Consider the following 18,208-nt stretch of genomic DNA (forward strand, 5'->3'; position numbering starts at 1 on the left):
TGATTGTGTGGTCTGCTAAAGTAAAATAAATACATAAAATTGGAGGAACAAATAATGAAAATGATGGATGCAAACGAGATTATCAGCTTTATTTCAAATAGTAAAAAGAGTACACCTGTGAAAGTATTTATTAAAGGTGAACAACTGAATGAATTAAACTACGGTGAGTCAATTCAGTCATTTGTTGAGAAAAATAGTGGTGTCTTATTTGGGCAATGGAAGGACATTCAATCCTTTTTGGAAAATAATAAAGAGCAAATTGAAGATTATGCAGTGGAAAATGATCGCAGGAATTCTGCCATTCCATTACTTGATTTAAAAGAGGTTAATGCACGAATTGAGCCTGGAGCTATTATCCGTGACCAAGTTGAGATTGGAGATGGAGCAGTTATTATGATGGGCGCAAGCATTAACATTGGTTCAGTTGTTGGTGAGGGTACCATGATTGATATGAATGTAGTTCTTGGCGGTCGTGCTACCGTTGGTAAAAATTGTCATATTGGTGCTGGAACAGTGCTTGCAGGTGTTATCGAACCGCCTTCTGCAAAACCAGTTGTCATTGAAGATGAAGTAGTTATTGGTGCCAATGCCGTTATTCTGGAAGGAGTAACAGTAGGCAAGGGGTCAATTGTAGCTGCCGGATCAATTGTTACGAAGGATGTTGAACCAAATACATTGGTTGCAGGAACACCTGCTAAAGTATTAAAAGAAATCGATGATAGTACAAAATCAAAAACAGAGATCAAACAAGAGCTTCGTAAATTAGATAACTAAAGCAGGGGATTAGCATGAATTTAGTAGAAATCAGAAGGGAACTGCACCAAATTCCCGAGTTGGGTTTTCAGGAATATAAAACACAAAGTTATTTGCTGGATAAGATTAATGCAATGCAAACGGATAGGGTGGAAGTGAAAAAGTGGCGAACTGGAATCCTCGTCCGTGTTTCAGGAACTAACCCTAATAAAACGATTGGATTTCGCTGCGATATGGATGGTCTGCCGATTACGGAACAGACAGATTATCCATTTCAATCCACACATGAAGGTCGAATGCATGCTTGTGGACATGACTTTCACATGACAATTGCGTTAGGATCACTAAAACACATTATTAATCATCCGATTGAAAATGATGTTGTGTTCTTCTTTCAGCCAGCTGAAGAAGGACCTGGTGGAGCATTACCAATGATGGAATCAGATAGCTTTAAGGAATGGAAGCCGGATGTTATCTTTGCTTTGCACATTGCTCCTGAGCTATCTACTGGAACAGTATCCAGTCGCCCAGGATTATTATTCGCAAATACGAGTGAATTGTTCCTTGATTTTTCTGGCAAAGGGGGACATGCTGCATACCCGCACTTAACTAGGGATATGACTGTTGCAGCAAGTTCATTTGTTGTGGAACTACAGCAAATTGTCTCAAGAAACCTTAATCCATTGGAAAGTGCTGTCGTTACAGTAGGAAAGATGGAGAGTGGGTTTGTGCAAAATGCAATTGCTGAATCAGCAAGGTTGGAAGGGACAATCCGTACACTCGAACCAGCTACAATTAATGTAATTAAGCAAAAGCTGGAACGATTGATTCAAGGGTTTGAAATTTCCCATGAATGTAAGATTGCTATTGACTATGGTGCAAATTATTATCAGGTATACAATGACCAGGAGTATGTTGATATATTTGCTGAAGCTATGACAACTAATAATATTAATTACCAGGAGGCAAACCCTGCTATGACTGGAGAGGACTTTGGCTATATGCTAAAAGATATTCCAGGATTCATGTTCTGGCTTGGCGTCGATTCTCCATTCGGTTTACACAATTCTCAACTAACCCCCGATGAAGATGCACTCGAGACAGGTGTCAATGCTGTTATAAAAACAATACAAGCAATATCTGCTCGTTAACTTCTGTATATCATTTTATCTTCTGGAAAAACTAGATGCGTAAATGCTTTGTATCTAGAGGAGGTATATGAATGGCGCGTATTGGTGTTGAAGAAAGTCTTTCAGATGTGAAGGATGGTCTGATGGAAATGGGACATGATGTAGTTGATCTGCACTCCGAGGATGACACTGAATATTGTGATTGCTGTGTAATTACGGGACTTGATAAAAACGTAATGGGTATGTCTACTGCAAGTATAGCTGGCCCTGTTATAAATGCAGAAGGTTATAGTGCAGAAGATGTCTGCCAGATGGTAAATCAAAAATTAAGTGAAAACGAGTAAATAGGAAAACCCCAGTTCATCTAGCTGAACTGGGGTTTTTGCTTGGCAGTTAAGAAAGTATAAATACTTTCTTACTGCATAAGCGGGAACTACGAATACCAAGTATCCTAATTTTATTTAACCTTTTTGAATATTAACCTGGTGTGGAAATGGTATCTCAATATTTGCCTCATCAAATGCTTCTTTTATTCGTTTAAGCATATCGCGTTGGCATCCGAACTGTTCTCCATTTTCAGTTTGTCCCACAACACGTAGGACAACATCTGAAGACCCCAAACCTTGAACACCTATTGGATTAGGGCCATCCTTAAAACGTTCATCCTGCTGGAATTCAGCACAGACCTTTTCCAATAAACTAATCGCTTCATCAATGTTTTCATCATAGCTAATTCCGATATCAACCAGTGCACGCATATTTCCACGTGAATGGTTGGCAACACCAATGATTTCCCGGTTCGGAATAAAATTTAATGTTCCATTAAAACTGCGGATTTTTGTAGTTCGTAAACCTAGTTCCTCTACAATCCCATCATAGCCACCAGCTGTTATATAATCGTCAACTTCTACTTGCCGCTCAAGTAATAGGAAAAAACCTGTAACAACATCACTTACAAGTCCCTGTGCACCAAACCCGATTGCTAAACCAACAACTCCTGCACCTGCAAGTAGAGGTCCAATTGGAATAGCAAAGATTGCAAACAACATAACAATAAATACAAAAATCATCACGTAAGAAAACAGATTGACTAATAACTTTTCAAGCGTCTTCACACGACTCTCTGATATTTTTTGATTAGAGCCAGCTCTATTTATTGTTCGCTCAATAATTTTTTTGCCAATTGGAATAAAAATAATAAAGGCTAAAATAAGTAAACCAATCTTTAAGCCAATATTTATCAGATTAGATAAATCTACCTCGATTCCAAAAATCTCCATATGTATCTTCCTTCCAGTATTTTAGTGTCTCTAACTCGACAGACTCTGTTAATTTACCACAATTTATTTATTTATAAACCATATACACACATAAAAATGGTTATACCAGAAGAAGTTTTTGTCAATAATAAGAACATATTATGTCTTTTATATGTACATTTTAAAAAGACTAGCGTTCCATATTGACTGGTTTATAGAGTATTCTATAATTAATATTAGATTGATAAAATATTTAATCGGAGGGATTACATATGGCAGAAAGAATGGTAGGAAAACAGGCACCACGGTTTGAAATGGACGCTGTAATGCCTGATAAGGAATTTGGTAAAGTGAGTTTAGAAGAAAATATGAGAAATGATATGTGGACAGTTCTTTTCTTCTATCCAATGGACTTTACATTCGTATGTCCAACTGAAATAACAGCAATGTCAGATCGGTATGATGAATTTGAAGATTTGGATGCAGAAGTGATAGGGGTATCAACCGATACAATTCATACACATAAAGCCTGGATTAACACGTCCCGTGATGATAATGGTTTGGAAGAGTTAGGTTATCCATTAGCTGCAGACACAAATCATATTGTTTCCAAGGATTACGGGGTATTAATTGAAGAAGAAGGTGTTGCTTTACGCGGGCTATTTATCATTAATCCTGAAGGTGAATTACAATATCAGACAGTATTTCACAATAACATTGGCAGAGATGTTGATGAAACGCTGCGTGTTCTGCAAGCTCTTCAAACAGGTGGACTTTGCCCGGCAAACTGGAAACCAGGCCAGGAAACATTGTAAAAAAATTATCATATATAATAAATGTATATAATATTTTAGAGCTGGCTCATCGCATACGATGTGGAAATTGGAGTCAGCCTTTTTTGGCAGTTAAAAAAGTATAAATCCTTTCTTACTGCATAAGTGCAACTAAGGCTTTCGCCATTAGGGCTTGGCGATAAGCCAAGTTTTCTAACGTATTAACAGGAGGTAGACATTATGAGGTTAAGAGATCAAATGCCCGAATTAGAAGGTGCTACAAAGTGGTTTAATAGTAAAGCGATTCGAAAAGAAGCTTTAATCGGAAATAAACCAACACTAATTCATTTCTGGTCTGTAAGCTGCGGAACTTGTAAAGAAGCAATGCCAAAAATAAATGAATTTCGTGACGAATACAAACGTGATTTAAACGTAATTGCGGTTCATATGCCACGTTCCGAAAAAGATTTGGATCTTGATCAGATTAAAAAGGTTGCGAATGAACATGATATTACACAGCCAATATTTGTAGATAACGATCATACATTAACAGATGCTTTTCAAAATAAATATGTACCTGCTTATTATGTATTTGATTCTGATGGAAAGTTAAGACATTTCCAGGCTGGTGGAAGTGGGATGAAAATGCTTCGCAAGCGTGTGAATAGAGTATTAGGTAAAACCGACAAATAAATCTAGTTAGCCAGGAGGGTGGAAGAGGATCCTGGTACCGTTCAAAAGCACAGATTTGATGGAATATGACGTTTAAAATGACGAATAACGGAACAAGGATCCTAACTAAGCCCTAAAACAGGAATTTACTGGAGATAGCGGAATGAGGAATCGGCAGGACAATAAGGTCAATGCTGATTTCGCCATAAGGCTTAACGATAAGCCGTTTTTAAGATGTACAACCCCTACTTTTTTAAAGTAGGGGTTGTTTTATTTACACTTGTAAGAACAAACGTATCTAAATAAACCTTATCTTTGTAATAAATAAAAAAGTTAAAAAAATTAAACAAAAGAGTGGAAATTTATTTCGGAACCCGTTATATTAGATATTACGTATAAACATCAGGGGGAGGGAACATATTGGATACTTTTAAAAAGTTAAAGCATTTTTATTGGCCATACAGAAAGTTTTTCTTTACTTCATTAATTTTCTTATTATTTGTGGCTGCTATTACTGTTGTTTACCCAATAATATTGCAGATAACGATTGATGAAGTAATGAGAGCGGGCAGGTATTCATTAATACCTTATATTTCAGTTGCATTTTTTCTAATAATGGTTTTTAAAGGATTTTCAACTTACTATCATCAATATCTTGGAGAATTCTTTGGTATCAGGTCTGTTTATGTAATCAGGGAAGCACTATATGAAAAGCTTCAGGTACTGTCGTTCAAATATTATGATAATGCAAAAACAGGAGACTTAATGTCACGGTTAACCGCAGATGTTGAGATGTTTCGTTTTTTCCTTTCGTTTGGTTTTTCAGAATTAATTAGGATTACATTGCTTATCCTGTTCAGTTTAAGTGTTATGTTCTATTATTCTATTCCACTTGCATTGGTAACGATGGCTGCTATGCCGTTTTTGGCAATAGTAGTATTCCAATTTGATAAACGTGTACATCCGGCATTTAGGGGTATTAGAAAATCGTTCGGCCGTTTGAATACGCGCGTCCAGGAAAATATTAGTGGTATGAATACAGTTAAATCTTTATCCAGGGAGAACTTCGAAATAGGAAGATTTTCCAGCAGTAATGACAACTATAAGCAGAACTTTTTAACTACCGCAAAAATATGGGCAAAGTTTATGCCGCTTATGGAATTCATTGGAAATGTATGTGCGGTTGCATTGTTAGCTTTTGGTGGTTATCTGGTTATCAATAATCAACTAGCACTTGGAGAGTTAGTAGCATTTTTTAGCCTTGTTTGGTATATTCTAGGACCACTTATGAACTTGGGATTTGTCATTAATCAGTTCTCTCAAGCTAAAGCTTCTGGTGAACGTTTATTGGAGATATTAGAAGCAGAAGAAGACATCGTCGAGAAGGATGATGCGATAGATACACCAATCAGCGGTCATGTTACATTTAATGATGTTACATTAACATATACAAAAGATGATGATACAGCACTCAAAAATATAACGTTTGATGCACCTCCAGGAAAAGTAGTTGGCCTTGTTGGTTCAACAGGATCAGGGAAAACAAGTATCACACAGTTAATAACACGCTTTTATGAACCAGAAAAAGGTGAAGTGCTTGTAGATAACCGGCCTGTTGATAAATATAAGATAAAAACGCTGCGAAAACATATTGGATTCGTTTTACAAGAATCCTTTTTATTCTCAACTTCGATTAGGGAGAATATTGCCTATGGTTTACCTGATGTATCGGATGAACAAGTAATTGATGCAGCAAAACGAGCACAGGCACATGATTTTATAATGGAAATGCCAAAAGGATATCAAACGATGCTCGGTGAACGAGGCATGGGCTTATCAGGTGGTCAGAAACAACGTATTGCAATTGCACGGGCAATTTGTATCAACCCTAGTATACTTGTTCTTGATGATGCAACATCAGCTGTAGATATGGAAACTGAATTTAAAATACAGAAAGCACTTAAAGAAGTTATGAAAGGTAGAACAACCTTTATCATTGCACATCGAATTTCGTCTCTTAAACACTCTGATGAAATACTAGTTCTGGAGCACGGTGAAGTAGTTGAACGTGGTACTCACGATAAACTAGTGAATAATCATGGTCCATACCAGCGTGTATATGATATTCAGTACCAGGATCGTGAAGCAATAATGAATACTGTAACCTAGAAGGGGGGACATAAAATGGCAAAAGAAAAAAATTTACCAAAAGAAAATCGTCATTTGAAGCGATTTTATTATACTGTTGATCAGGCGGTCGAGAAGCCGTTTAACTGGCAGCAAATGTGGCGGTTACTTGTTTATTTAAAACCATATTCAAAAACATACTTACCAGGTGCTATGATAGCGATGCTGATTTCGACCGCAGTACGCTTACTAGTACCAATATTAATCGGTAAGGTTGCAATTGATTTAGCGATAGCCAATGAAGATCCAACTATGCTCACCTATCTTGTTATAGGTATTGGAATATTGTATTTAATAAGTTATGTAGGAAATGTTTATCGAATAAAGTGGGTTAATATTTTAGGGCAAAATGTTATCTATGATATACGACAGCATTTATTCTCTCACGTTCAGCGGCTGTCACACCGTTTTTTCGATTCTCGCTCAGCAGGCTCGATATTAGTTAGAATTATGAATGATATCAATTCGCTGCAGGAGTTATTTACAAATGGAATTATTAATCTGCTTATGGATGTGGTTACACTAACAGGTATGATTGTAATCTTAGTTGCTTTAAGTCCTAAACTGGCACTTGCGGTTATGATTATTTTGCCAATTATGTTTTATATTTCGACTAAACTTAGGAGAAGTATTCGTCGTTCGTGGCAGGATGTACGTATACAGCAATCGCGATTAAATTCTCACTTAAATGAAAGCATTCAAGGTGTTCGTATTACGCAATCTTTTTCACAGGAAAAAGAAAATGAAGCATTCTTTGAAGGTATAAATACAGATAACTTCGAGAGCTGGCGTGTGGCAACGAAAAAGAGTGCAATGTTTCGCCCTTTTGTTGAAATGAGCAATGCGGTTGGAACAATTATCCTAATTGCTTACGGTTCCCATCTAATCTTATTAGGTGAAGCGAATGGTGGAATTGAAATTGGTACATTTGTAACGTTTGCCTTTTATTTAGGAATGTTCTGGGAACCAATCTCGAGATTAGGTCAAATGTATAATCAGCTTTTAATGGCTATGTCTTCATCAGAACGTATCTTTGAATTTCTGGATGAACAGCCGAATGTTAAAGAAAAAGAAGATAGTATTGAGTTGACGAATATGAAAGGCCGAATTGAATTTGACCGGGTTCAATTTTCTTACGATAATGACCGTATCGCACTGCATGAGATTTCATTAGATATTAAACAGGGCCAAAATATTGCACTAGTGGGGCATACTGGAAGCGGTAAGTCAACTATATCCAATTTAATTAGCCGTTTTTATGACCCAACGCAAGGAACTGTTAAAATTGATGGACATGATTTACGAGACGTGAAGCTAGACAGCTTGCGCCAGCAAATCAGTGTAGTCTTACAGGATACCTTCATCTTCTCAGGAACGATTATGGAAAATATTAGGTTTGGTAAACCTGATGCAACAGATGAAGCGGTGATCGAAGCTGCGAAGGTTGTTGGGGCTGATGAATTTATTCAGCGACTTGCATACGGATATGAAACAGAAGTAGAGGAGCGAGGAAATATATTATCAGCAGGTGAGCGGCAATTGTTGTCATTTGCTAGGGCACTTCTTGCTGATCCGAGAATATTAATTTTAGATGAAGCAACAGCAAGTATTGATACTGAAACAGAAATGAAAATTCAAGCAGCTCTCAAGCGATTATTGAAGGGTAGAACTGCAATCATTATTGCCCATCGTTTATCGACAATCAGAGAATCTGATAACATTTTCGTGCTGGAAAATGGAAAGGTACTTGAGAATGGCAGTCATGATGAGTTAATGGAACAGCGAGGGGAATATTTCTATCTTGTTAAGTCACAATTCCAAATGCTCGATGCAATCTAAACAAAAGCAACTTCTCAATTGAGAAGTTGCTTTTTAACTTCGGCTGTTTTACTAAGAGTTGTTGACAGTGACAATGGATATATACTGCGAACTAGTGAAATTTGTAAGTTTCTCTAACCACGCAGCTGGAATATGCTCCCTTTCCGTGGGCAAGTGCCGAGCCTCCTCAGCTCGTACCTCGCCTGCGGGGTCTCGCATATTCCAGCTGCTGGTTTAAATGGTTTAAAAAATTTTTACTCTCTATCCATCACAATGTATATTTTGTTATTTTATCAAGTTATAATGAGCAAATCCCAGCGCAGGAAATACACGTAGACTCCTGGGGGAGGATAGGCCTAGATGAGACATCTGAGTGCGTCAGCACGAAGAGGGCTCAACAGCCGCCCCCGGAAAGCGAAGTGTATTTCCGTAGCGGTATTACTGCACACAACTCCTAGTTCGCATTTTATATCAACTGTGAAGCTTAAAAACCACAAAAAAATTTACGGTAAGTGCCTGATTTAAAGTAATTCCTTCTCGATCTGTTTCATTTTATAAAGGTAGCCTTTTTGCTGCATTAATTCATTAAATGTGCCGGATTCTATTATAGCCCCGTGTTCCATTACAATAATTTGATCCATATTTTCCAAGTTTGTTAAGCGATGACTGATAAGAACAAGCGTGTCATTTTTAGCTTGTTCGAAGAGATTTTCATAAATGGATTGTTCTGTTATTGCGTCTACAGACGATGTGGGTTCATCCAGTAACCATAGATGCCCTTCTTTCAGCATTGCCCTGGCGATTGCAAGTCTTTGCTTTTCTCCGCCAGAAAGATTTTCACCCTTTTCATTTACCTTGTCTTCTAAGGAGAAGTGATCAAGCATTACAGTTGCTAAGGTAGCTTCCATTTCTGTGTCAGTTAATCCATCTTTGGCAAGCCGCAAGTTAGAACGTATTGTACCAAAGAAAAAATGGTTTTCCTGTAGAACAACTTTAGCATTTTTCCAAATTTCTTCTTGGTTTATTTGATTTATTGCTACATCATCTAAATAAATATCCCCTTGATTTGCTGGGCTGATTTTTAACAGCAGCTGTAGTAATGTTGATTTACCAGAACCGCTTGGCCCGACAATAGCTGTCTTCGAACATGCTGGTAGCTTTAAATAAATTTCTTCCAAGGTTGGTCTGGTTTCTTCCGGAAATGAAAAAGAAACATTAGTCATTTCAATGGAATGAGGGTTACTTTGCTGTAATTGCTCCTTATAATCTTGTTTTACTTTGTTTTTACTTTCCCAGTCAACTACAGAAAATAAGCGTGTTGCGGCTTGTTTACTGTCTTGTATATGAATTGGGAAAACTGCCATTGGAGAAGCATCTTCAAAAACAGTAAGGGAAATCATGATGAGCATTGCCAAGAAGATACCATCCAATTGACCGTCTACTACTAAATAGGCTCCTAATGCTAGTACTAGCCAGGATATAAAAAGCGCTACAAATGTGTTCATAGATTGACTATATAGCGTGTTGATGTTTTCGCGTTCTTGCTCTTTAATATAAGCGTCAGACGATTGCAATAGATTCTCTTCTTTCTCATGAAGCTTCTGGTATATCTTTAAATCACGAAAGCCGTGAAGAAATTCAGTAACTTCTGTTGTTAAATTTCCTCGTCCTTCTCGCACATGACTATCAATTTTAGCTTGTCTTACAGCAAACAACGCAGGGACGACAAAAGCTGTTAATAGTAGGCCAATAAGTAATACAATCGCTATATAAATTGACACGAAAGACGTGAACAAAATCGTACATAAAAAGACGATCACTAAAACGATTGGCGGATAAAAGACCCTTAAAAAGAAATTCTGAAGACTTTCGACGTCTCCAACAATTCTTGATAGGAGATCTCCGCTGCGATATTTTTGAAATATTCCTGGAGCTAGGGGCTCGAGTTTTTCGAAAAAAGAGACACGGAGATTACTTAAAATCGTAAATGTTGCCCGATGAGAAAAGTATCTTTCAGCATAGCGGCTTATTGCTTTTGTAAATCCAAGCAGCTTCACCGTAGATGTGAGAATAATTAGGGCATATAAAGGAGGGGCCAATGCTGCCTTGGAGATTAAATATCCGCTAGCAGCGAAGAGACCAACAGCAGCAATACCAGCAACAAAGCCAAAAATAATTGAATAGAGTATGTCTTTTTTTTCAATCATCATTAACTTCACGACAAGTGTTAAATCTCTCATTTTGAGGTTCCTCCCTGCTGGATAGTTACCATATCACGGTAGGCCGCTACCGATTCAATAAGCTCTTTATGGGTTCCCTGAGAAATTAATCTTCCGTTTTCCAGGAAAAGAATCTTATCGGCGTTCTTAATCGTATGAAGGCGGTGTGCAACTGTGATAACAGTTGAATTTTGCGATAACTCATTTATAGAATCCTGCAGAATCTTTTCTGTGTATAGATCTAGCCCTGTTGTTGGCTCGTCAAATAGGATTATTGATGGCTTTTTCAAAAATGCCCGTGCAATGGCGACCCTTTGTTTTTCTCCACCCGACAGACCTCTACCAGCCTCGCCGACTTGTGTATCATAACCATTCTCAAGTGAATGTATCATTTCTGCGATTCCGGCTTTTGCAGCAGCTCGCTCGATACTTGTCCGTGATGCATCGGTTTTTCCGCCAATAGCAATATTTTCTGCAATAGAGCCCGAGAAAATATAGGGGTGCTGGGAAATATAACTTAAATGATTAAACCAATCTTGTTCTTGATAATCAGTCATTAAATTCGTATCATTTATGACTATTTTTCCTTCTGAAGGAGTAATTAGACCCGAAATTAAATGTAAAAGGGTTGATTTTCCAGAACCAGTTTGACCAACAATTGCTATTTGATCGTAAGGTGGGATAACTGTATCTATATTACTCAAAGAAAACTGATCCTCTCCATAACTGTAAGCCACTCCTTGAAGTGAAATGGCTGGGGGAGAATTCTCTGATAACGTTTTATTTCCCCATGGAATAATCTGTTCCGTTTCCTCCAATTCCTCTGCTACTTTATTAGCTGCCCCCATACTGCTGCGGCTATTATGGAAACTGCTGCCTAACTCCTTAAGTGATGTATAGAACTCTGGAACCAATACTAAAATAAAAAATGCAGTAAAGAAAGATATACTTTTATAAATTATTAGTTGAATCGCTAGTTCCAGCGCTATAATTCCAATACTCAGCATGGAAATAAGCTCTAACATAAAGGAAGAGGTAAAGGCAACTTTCAATATTTCCATTGTAGCGTCCCTGAACCCAAGACTGCTTTTCTTGATAGCTTCCTTTTGCTGCTTTGCCCGGCTGAATAATTTCAGAGTGGTAAGCCCCTGTAATGTATCCAGGAATTTTCCGGAGAAGGATGCGAGCTTATCTAATTGCTCTTCCGATTTCTTTTTTGTTTGCATTCCAATAATAATCATAAAGAGAGGTATAAATGGGGCAGTAATTATCAATATGATACCGGTGTTTACATGCTGCGTGAAGGCTACTACAAGAATTAAAAGTGGTATAAATGCTGTTTGAATAACTTGAGGAAGGTATTGACTGAAATAGCTGTCTATTTCATCAACAGCATCCATCATGACACTTACCTTTTGTCCTGATTGTCCCTGTAATGAATTTTGTACGGGATTTCCTGAAAATTTACTTAAAAGTGTTTTTCGAAAATACGCCTTGGCTTTGGCGGCCATTTGCACTCCCTCACGACCACTTATATAAGTCAGTATTGTTCTAGCCAAAAGAGTCATTAATAGTCCTCCCAGCATAGGAAGGACGTCAGAAAATGACATTCCTTGCAGGAAAACTCCGTCGATAACTGCAACAAAGAAATATGCCTGTAAAATGATCATCGCACCTGTAATTATAGACGAGGCAAACAGAAGTGATATGCTTTTTTTCTGAGTAAAGGCAATATTTTTTAACGTACTCATATCGGCAGCAGTCTCCTAACTAAGACAGGTTATTTTTTACCCTTAACATATTCAGCATTAAATAAAAACAGTCGCAATAGTAAAATGAGTGAAGGTACTAATAAAAACAGTCCGCCAATGAATGCTGCGATCAGGGCAATCCCCATCGACTCGTGGGTAGCTCCTTCTACTATAGTAATGTAAGGATCAAGAATATAAGGTAAATGGCCAATTCCATAACCAAAGAAGGCAAAGAGGTACTGGAACATTACACTAATAAACGCAATACCATAATACTTCCTTTGATAAATTAGCCCTATTGCCAGCATGAAGAATCCGACTGATAAGCCAAACATCCACCATAGGTCAAGCATTTTTTCATAATGTCTCTCATTGTGCTGACTTAATGCAATAAAGGTTGTTAAGCTAGCGATTATTGTGGGTACACTCCAGAATAACGCATAAGTTCTTACTAACTTTAATGCCGGGTAGTCACGTGCGCGAGCAGCATAAAATGTTAAGAATGCAGCACTGATAAAAAGTACTGACATAATTGCCAAAAATACCACACTCCATGAGTATGGACTTGTAAATAGTTCTAAATACTTTAATGATACTTCTCCATTTTTCTCAACAATAAAGCCGCCTTCTGATAACGTTAATGCAGTAGATAATGAGGCAGGTATTAACAACCCGGTCGCACCATATAAAAACATATAAATATTGCTCTGTTTTGAACCATAGTTTTCAAATGCATAGAACGAACCTCGTATCGCCAGCAGTATGATTGCAATACTGCCAGGGACTAGTAAGGCTGTCCCATAATAATAAGCCGTTTCCGGGAAGAATCCAACAATACCAACAAAGAAAAAAACGAAGAATACATTAGTTACTTCCCATACAGGAGATAAATACCTTGAAATTAATTGATTCATAATATGGTCTTTTTTTGAGATTTTGGCGTAATATGCAAAGAAACCTGCACCAAAGTCAATCGAAGCTACTATTAAATAGCCGTATAGGAACAGCCATAATACGGTAATTCCAATTAATTCATAACTCATTATTCATCACCCTTTTCTATAGATGGATACTGTTTTTCAAGTTCTACTTCGACCGGATTGTTACGGAAGAGTTTACGTAATGTGATAATACACAAAGTACCTAATACGATATATAAACCTAAGAACAAAAAGAACATCAGACCTATATAAGGGGAAGAAGTAGCTGCTTCGTCTACTGTCATATAGCCTCGTATAATCCATGGCTGTCGTCCTTCTTCAGCGTAAATCCAGCCAAACTCTATTGCAAGGAATGCAAGAGGACCACTAAATAGGAGAGACCATAAGAACCATTTATTCAGTTCATTCCATTTTTTCACCATACTAAATACAAGGTAAAGAAATGAAATTCCTAAGAGAGCCATTCCGATAGTCACCATTAAGTCAAACATATAATGTATCCAAAGTGGTGGTCTTTCTTTCTCAGGCGTTTCTTCCAGCCCTGTTACCTCAGCATTGAAATCACCGTGCGCGAGGAAACTTAAGAATTTAGGTATTCGAATTTCACCTGTTATTTCGTGGGCATCATTCAGCCAGCCAAACACTACCAGGTCTGCACCTTGTTCTGTTTCAAAATGCCACTCTGCAGCAGCCAGTTTTTCCGGCTGGTGTTCAGCAAGGAACTTAGCGGAGGTATCTCCTGTGAGCAAATTTGCCGCCGCAAATATAAACATAATCGTTACAGTTAGCTTTAGCGCCTTTTTATGGTAGGCTGATGCTTTTTTCTTTAGAATTGTAAAAGCAGCTATAGCAGCAAGAAGTGCAGCACATGCTAGATATGCAGAACTTAACACATGTAACACCTTTGATGGAGTAGCAGGGTTTAGCATAGCGGCAAGTGGATTAACAGCTAAGAATGAGCCATTCTCCATTGCAAATCCTTCTGGTGTATTCATAAAAGCATTTACGGTTGTTATAAAAACGGCCGAAAGTCCTCCACCAATTACTATTGGAATAGATAAAAACCAATGTGTAAATGGTTTTTTAAACCTATCCCAAGTGTATAAATAGATACCTAAGAATATAGCTTCAAAGAAAAACGCAAAGACTTCCATAAAGAGCGGTAAGCTTATGACATTTCCTGCAACTTGCATAAAGTTTGGCCATACTAATGATAATTGTAACCCTATTGCTGTTCCGGTTACAACACCCACCGCAACTGTAATAACGAACCCTCGCGCCCATCGCCTAGCCATCATCTTGTAATGCGGATCATTCTTTTTAACTCCGACAAACTCTGCTATCGAAATCATCAAGGGAACCCCAACGCCGATTGTTGCAAATATTATATGAAATCCTAATGTCATTGCCGTAATCAATCTACTCATTAAGACTGTATCAATATCCATTGTGTATGCCTCCTTAGCAATAAAGTATTTATTATACACATATTCAATACTGAGCAAGTGTAGTTGACGATCTATTTATTTAAAATTGACCTTGATTGAGCTAAAGGGAGATAATCCGTTTAGGATAACGAATTTAGTTTTCCCTATGTAAATAGTATAAAACATTTTGATATGGTAAAAGCCCCTTGCCTATGACAGTTAAATGACATTTTTTAATTCTAACTAATAATAAAGGTTTAAATTATCTTTAATCAATTTCACTTGTAATAGTAGTGTGGTAGACTAAGAAAAAGTACGTTGAGTGATGGAGGAAATATTATGAAACGAGAATTCGCAGTTATTGGTTTAGGTCGATTTGGCGGAAGTATTTGCCGTGAATTAAGCATGGAAGGTATGCAAGTGCTCGCAGTTGACATTGATGAAGATAAAGTAAATGAATTTAAAAATATTGCATCACATGCAGTTATCGCAGATTCTACAGATGAGGTTACTTTAAAAGAGCTAGGTATCAAAAACTTGGATCATGTAATTGTTGCAATAGGTGATAATATCCAGGCGAGTATACTCACAACTGTTGTTTTAACAGACCTTGGTATTAAGAAAATAACAGTAAAGGCACAGAATGATTACCATGAGAAGATATTAAATAAAATTGGTGCTGATCAGGTTGTTCACCCCGAACGAGATATGGGGAAGAGGATCGCGCATAATATAATTTCGAACAACATACTTGATTATCTGGAGCTATCCGATGACCATAGTATTGTTGAGGTGAAAGCTGGTGAAAAAATGCGCGGTAAAACACTAGTTGATCTTGATATTCGAGCAAATTATGGGTGTAACGTTGTCGCAATTAAGCATGGAAAAGATATAAATGTTTCACCAACCGCAGATGAAGTTCTAGAGGAAGAAGATATCCTTATTGTTATTGGAGCAGATAAGGACATATCCAGATTTGAGAAGCATCTTATTATCGACTAAGCCTTTATCTAATTGTACAGGCTTGAAATTGTTAATGAGCTCTCTTTTTACTATTATCGTTTCTAAACAAATAAAAGTGGCATTAAAATTTAATTTTAATGCCACTTTTTTTAATGCAGATTCGATTGTATTAGTGAAGAAGGATTGAACAGGCGCTGGAGCTGGACGTGGCTGATTCGGGAGTCCAGTCATCCACAGCACTTAAATTTTACAGTTTCCTACCTAATAAAAAAGGATGACATTATTTGTTAGCCACCCACAACTACTAGATGTGATAGGCTTCATAAACAATGTCATCCCAATTATTTGATCAGACTTCCATGATAATCGGTAATACCATAGGTCTGCGTTTCGTTTTTTCATAGAGGAATGGTGCAATAGTATCTGTTATTTCATTTTTGATTTCGGACCATTGTGTTGTTCTGCGTTCCATTACTTTGTCTAAATGATTTGAAACAAGCTTTTGCGCCTCATTGATTAAGTCTTCCGATTCTCTCATATAGACAAATCCACGTGAGATAATGTCAGGACCTGATGCAATTTTAAATTCTTTCATATTTATACTTACAACGACCATGACAAGTCCTTCTTCTGATAGAATACGGCGGTCACGTAATACAATATTCCCAATATCACCGATGCCGCTCCCATCTACATATATAGAACCTGATGGTATTTTTCCTGCTACCATTGCATTATCTTTGCCTAAGGCAAGTACATCACCAGTATCCATTATAAATGAATTTGCTGGCTCTACATCACACGCTTCAGCAAGCTTTGTGTGTTCTTTTAACATTCTGTATTCACCATGAATCGGCATGAAGTATTTTGGCTGTATAAGTCTTAGCATTAACTTCTGCTCTTCCTGGCTGCCATGTCCGGATGTATGAATATTACTTAGACGGCCATGAATTACCTCGGCTCCAGCACGGTAAAGTTTATTAATTGTACGGCTTACACTTACAGTATTTCCAGGGATAGGGGAAGATGAAAAGATAACCGTATCACCAGGAATAATTTGTATTTGGCGGTGTGTACCGTTAGCTATTCGAGACAATGCTGCCATTGGTTCCCCTTGTGAGCCTGTACAAAGAATGGTGACTTCATTTGCCGGAAGGCGGTTGATCTGATTAGCTTCAATAAATGTATCTTTTGGAGCTTGGATATAGCCTAGTTCCTGTCCGATTCGAATAGAAGTTTCCATGCTCCGTCCAAAGACGGCTACTTTACGGTTGTGTTTAACAGCTGCTTCAACCACCTGTTGCAGGCGATAGATATTTGATGCAAACGTTGCAAAGATTAGTCGTCCATCAGCTCTAGCGAAAATATCATTAATGTTATCAGCAACAACACTTTCGGACATTGTAAATCCTGGGATTTCACTGTTTGTACTATCTGAAAGTAAGCAAAGTACGCCTTCTTTACCTATCTCAGCCATTTTTGCTATATTAGCAGGCTCGCCAACCGGTGTGAAATCAAATTTAAAGTCACCTGTATGAACTATATTCCCAGGTGGTGTTTTTACAACAACACCATATGAATCAGGAATGCTATGGGTTGTATGGAAAAAGGAAATGGATGTTTTACGGAATTTAATAACATCTTCTTCTTGAATTGTATGCAATTTGGCATTTCTTAATAAGCCATGTTCATCTAATTTGTTTCTGATTAATCCGATCGCAAGTTTTCCAGCATAAATTGGCACATTTATTTCACGCAAGAGGTACGGAATTCCTCCGATATGGTCCTCATGCCCGTGTGTTACGAATAATCCTTTAATTTTATCTTGGTTTTGAATCAGGTAGGTGTAATCTGGAATAACATAATCAATACCAAGTAATTCATCTTCAGGAAACTTAATTCCGGCATCGATTAAAATTATTTCATCCTGAAATTGAACACCATACGTGTTTTTTCCAATTTCACCTAATCCACCTAATGCAAAAACTGCTGTTTGGTCATTCTTTACGAATTTCATTGGTTAGACAGTCTCCAGTTTAAAATGTTCGGATTGCTTTTCATAGTTTAAATGTGCCTCGTCCAATGGATGGATAAATTCTATATTATACTTGCGATCGTATAATTTGTTTCGTACCTCTTTTTCTGAATCTGCTTCAACATATAGGCTTTGGGTCCGTTCGCGTACAGGGACTTCACCTGGTAATTCTTGATAAAAAACTTTAAAAATCATTTCATCTCTCCTTACTTCTTTTTTAGTCTATTTTTAAAATTTGCATTCCGTAATTATAAATCCCTATCCATTTGATAATACTGAC

15 protein-coding genes are annotated in these 18,208 nt (G+C 37.4%); 8 read left to right on the forward strand and 7 right to left on the reverse strand.

What is annotated here, in order from left to right; genetic code table 11:
• The first annotated feature begins 54 nt into the window (after positions 1-54).
• From dapD to J2Z82_RS08065, 3 genes are all read left to right on the forward strand, one after another.
• Positions 55-774, forward strand: coding sequence for a 2,3,4,5-tetrahydropyridine-2,6-dicarboxylate N-acetyltransferase (gene dapD, locus J2Z82_RS08055; protein ID WP_209480288.1), 720 nt, complete (start codon positions 55-57; stop codon positions 772-774).
• A gap of 14 nt (positions 775-788) precedes the next feature.
• Positions 789-1,904, forward strand: a complete 1,116-nt coding sequence (locus J2Z82_RS08060) for an N-acetyldiaminopimelate deacetylase (RefSeq protein WP_209480289.1) — start codon at positions 789-791, stop codon at positions 1,902-1,904.
• Between the two features lie 71 nt (positions 1,905-1,975).
• On the forward strand, positions 1,976-2,227 hold the full coding sequence (locus J2Z82_RS08065) for a YkuS family protein (protein WP_209480290.1): 252 nt from the start codon (positions 1,976-1,978) through the stop codon (positions 2,225-2,227).
• Between the two features lie 117 nt (positions 2,228-2,344).
• On the opposite strand, the gene J2Z82_RS08070 is transcribed toward J2Z82_RS08065, so the two are convergent.
• Positions 2,345-3,163 carry a mechanosensitive ion channel family protein gene (locus J2Z82_RS08070; protein ID WP_209480291.1) on the reverse strand — a complete coding sequence of 273 codons (819 nt, stop codon included), beginning with the start codon at positions 3,161-3,163 and terminating at the stop codon, positions 2,345-2,347.
• Positions 3,164-3,414: 251 nt separating this feature from the next.
• Between J2Z82_RS08070 and J2Z82_RS08075 the strand changes: the two genes are divergently transcribed.
• From J2Z82_RS08075 to J2Z82_RS08090, 4 genes are all read left to right on the forward strand, one after another.
• Positions 3,415-3,957, forward strand: a complete 543-nt coding sequence (locus J2Z82_RS08075; RefSeq protein ID WP_209480292.1) for a peroxiredoxin — start codon at positions 3,415-3,417, stop codon at positions 3,955-3,957.
• A gap of 198 nt (positions 3,958-4,155) precedes the next feature.
• Positions 4,156-4,608, forward strand: coding sequence for a TlpA family protein disulfide reductase (locus J2Z82_RS08080; RefSeq protein ID WP_209480293.1), 453 nt, complete (start codon positions 4,156-4,158; stop codon positions 4,606-4,608).
• Positions 4,609-5,007: 399 nt separating this feature from the next.
• A complete protein-coding gene (locus J2Z82_RS08085) occupies positions 5,008-6,756 on the forward strand; it encodes an ABC transporter ATP-binding protein (RefSeq protein ID WP_209480294.1) in 1,749 nt (582 codons plus the stop codon).
• A 15-nt stretch (positions 6,757-6,771) separates the two neighbouring features.
• Positions 6,772-8,613, forward strand: a complete 1,842-nt coding sequence (locus tag J2Z82_RS08090) for an ABC transporter ATP-binding protein (RefSeq protein WP_209480295.1) — start codon at positions 6,772-6,774, stop codon at positions 8,611-8,613.
• A 500-nt stretch (positions 8,614-9,113) separates the two neighbouring features.
• Here J2Z82_RS08090 and cydC read toward each other — a convergent pair whose 3' ends face one another.
• The 4 genes from cydC to J2Z82_RS08110 are packed head-to-tail and all read right to left on the reverse strand — an operon-like array spanning position 9,114 to position 14,951.
• Positions 9,114-10,832, reverse strand: coding sequence for a thiol reductant ABC exporter subunit CydC (cydC, locus tag J2Z82_RS08095; RefSeq protein WP_209480296.1), 1,719 nt, complete (start codon positions 10,830-10,832; stop codon positions 9,114-9,116).
• On the reverse strand, positions 10,829-12,562 hold the full coding sequence (gene cydD / locus J2Z82_RS08100) for a thiol reductant ABC exporter subunit CydD (RefSeq protein ID WP_209480297.1): 1,734 nt from the start codon (positions 12,560-12,562) through the stop codon (positions 10,829-10,831). Before cydD ends, cydC begins: the two co-directional genes overlap by 4 nt.
• Positions 12,563-12,591: 29 nt before the next feature.
• Positions 12,592-13,605, reverse strand: coding sequence for a cytochrome d ubiquinol oxidase subunit II (locus tag J2Z82_RS08105; protein WP_209480298.1), 1,014 nt, complete (start codon positions 13,603-13,605; stop codon positions 12,592-12,594).
• On the reverse strand, positions 13,605-14,951 hold the full coding sequence (locus J2Z82_RS08110; RefSeq protein ID WP_209480299.1) for a cytochrome ubiquinol oxidase subunit I: 1,347 nt from the start codon (positions 14,949-14,951) through the stop codon (positions 13,605-13,607). The genes J2Z82_RS08105 and J2Z82_RS08110 overlap by 1 nt, the downstream gene beginning before the upstream one ends.
• Before the next feature lie 318 nt (positions 14,952-15,269).
• Here J2Z82_RS08110 and J2Z82_RS08115 point away from each other — a divergent pair, with 318 nt between their 5' ends.
• The gene (locus J2Z82_RS08115; protein ID WP_209480300.1) at positions 15,270-15,932 is read left to right on the forward strand and encodes a potassium channel family protein; all 663 of its coding nucleotides are present in this window, start codon (positions 15,270-15,272) and stop codon (positions 15,930-15,932) included.
• Positions 15,933-16,242: 310 nt separating this feature from the next.
• Here the strand turns inward: J2Z82_RS08115 and rnjA are convergent, their stop codons facing one another.
• Together rnjA and J2Z82_RS08125 are read right to left on the reverse strand one after the other, a co-directional pair.
• A complete protein-coding gene (gene rnjA, locus J2Z82_RS08120; RefSeq protein ID WP_209480301.1) occupies positions 16,243-17,910 on the reverse strand; it encodes a ribonuclease J1 in 1,668 nt (555 codons plus the stop codon).
• 3 nt (positions 17,911-17,913) lie between these two features.
• Entirely contained in the window at positions 17,914-18,123 is a 210-nt protein-coding gene (locus J2Z82_RS08125; protein ID WP_209480302.1) for a DNA-dependent RNA polymerase subunit epsilon, read from the reverse strand.
• Between the last annotated feature and the right edge of the window lie 85 nt (positions 18,124-18,208).

It is taken from the genome of Virgibacillus litoralis (genome assembly GCF_017873675.1).
Taxonomy (GTDB): Bacteria; Bacillota; Bacilli; order Bacillales; family Amphibacillaceae; genus Lentibacillus; species Lentibacillus litoralis.

Excerpts from the sequence above, each read along its gene's own strand:
- J2Z82_RS08090 (WP_209480295.1), top strand. The coding sequence starts at position 6,772 with ATGGCAAAAGAAAAAAATTTACCAAAAGAAAATCGTCATTTGAAGCGA.
- J2Z82_RS08060 (WP_209480289.1), top strand. The coding sequence starts at position 789 with ATGAATTTAGTAGAAATCAGAAGGGAACTGCACCAAATTCCCGAGTTG.
- cydC (WP_209480296.1), bottom strand. The coding sequence starts at position 10,832 with ATGAGAGATTTAACACTTGTCGTGAAGTTAATGATGATTGAAAAAAAA.
- J2Z82_RS08070 (WP_209480291.1), bottom strand. The coding sequence starts at position 3,163 with ATGGAGATTTTTGGAATCGAGGTAGATTTATCTAATCTGATAAATATT.
- J2Z82_RS08075 (WP_209480292.1), top strand. The coding sequence starts at position 3,415 with ATGGCAGAAAGAATGGTAGGAAAACAGGCACCACGGTTTGAAATGGAC.
- J2Z82_RS08065 (WP_209480290.1), top strand. The coding sequence starts at position 1,976 with ATGGCGCGTATTGGTGTTGAAGAAAGTCTTTCAGATGTGAAGGATGGT.
- dapD (WP_209480288.1), top strand. The coding sequence starts at position 55 with ATGAAAATGATGGATGCAAACGAGATTATCAGCTTTATTTCAAATAGT.
- J2Z82_RS08115 (WP_209480300.1), top strand. The coding sequence starts at position 15,270 with ATGAAACGAGAATTCGCAGTTATTGGTTTAGGTCGATTTGGCGGAAGT.
- rnjA (WP_209480301.1), bottom strand. The coding sequence starts at position 17,910 with ATGAAATTCGTAAAGAATGACCAAACAGCAGTTTTTGCATTAGGTGGA.
- J2Z82_RS08105 (WP_209480298.1), bottom strand. The coding sequence starts at position 13,605 with ATGAGTTATGAATTAATTGGAATTACCGTATTATGGCTGTTCCTATAC.
- J2Z82_RS08125 (WP_209480302.1), bottom strand. The coding sequence starts at position 18,123 with ATGATTTTTAAAGTTTTTTATCAAGAATTACCAGGTGAAGTCCCTGTA.
- J2Z82_RS08080 (WP_209480293.1), top strand. The coding sequence starts at position 4,156 with ATGAGGTTAAGAGATCAAATGCCCGAATTAGAAGGTGCTACAAAGTGG.
- cydD (WP_209480297.1), bottom strand. The coding sequence starts at position 12,562 with ATGAGTACGTTAAAAAATATTGCCTTTACTCAGAAAAAAAGCATATCA.
- J2Z82_RS08110 (WP_209480299.1), bottom strand. The coding sequence starts at position 14,951 with ATGGATATTGATACAGTCTTAATGAGTAGATTGATTACGGCAATGACA.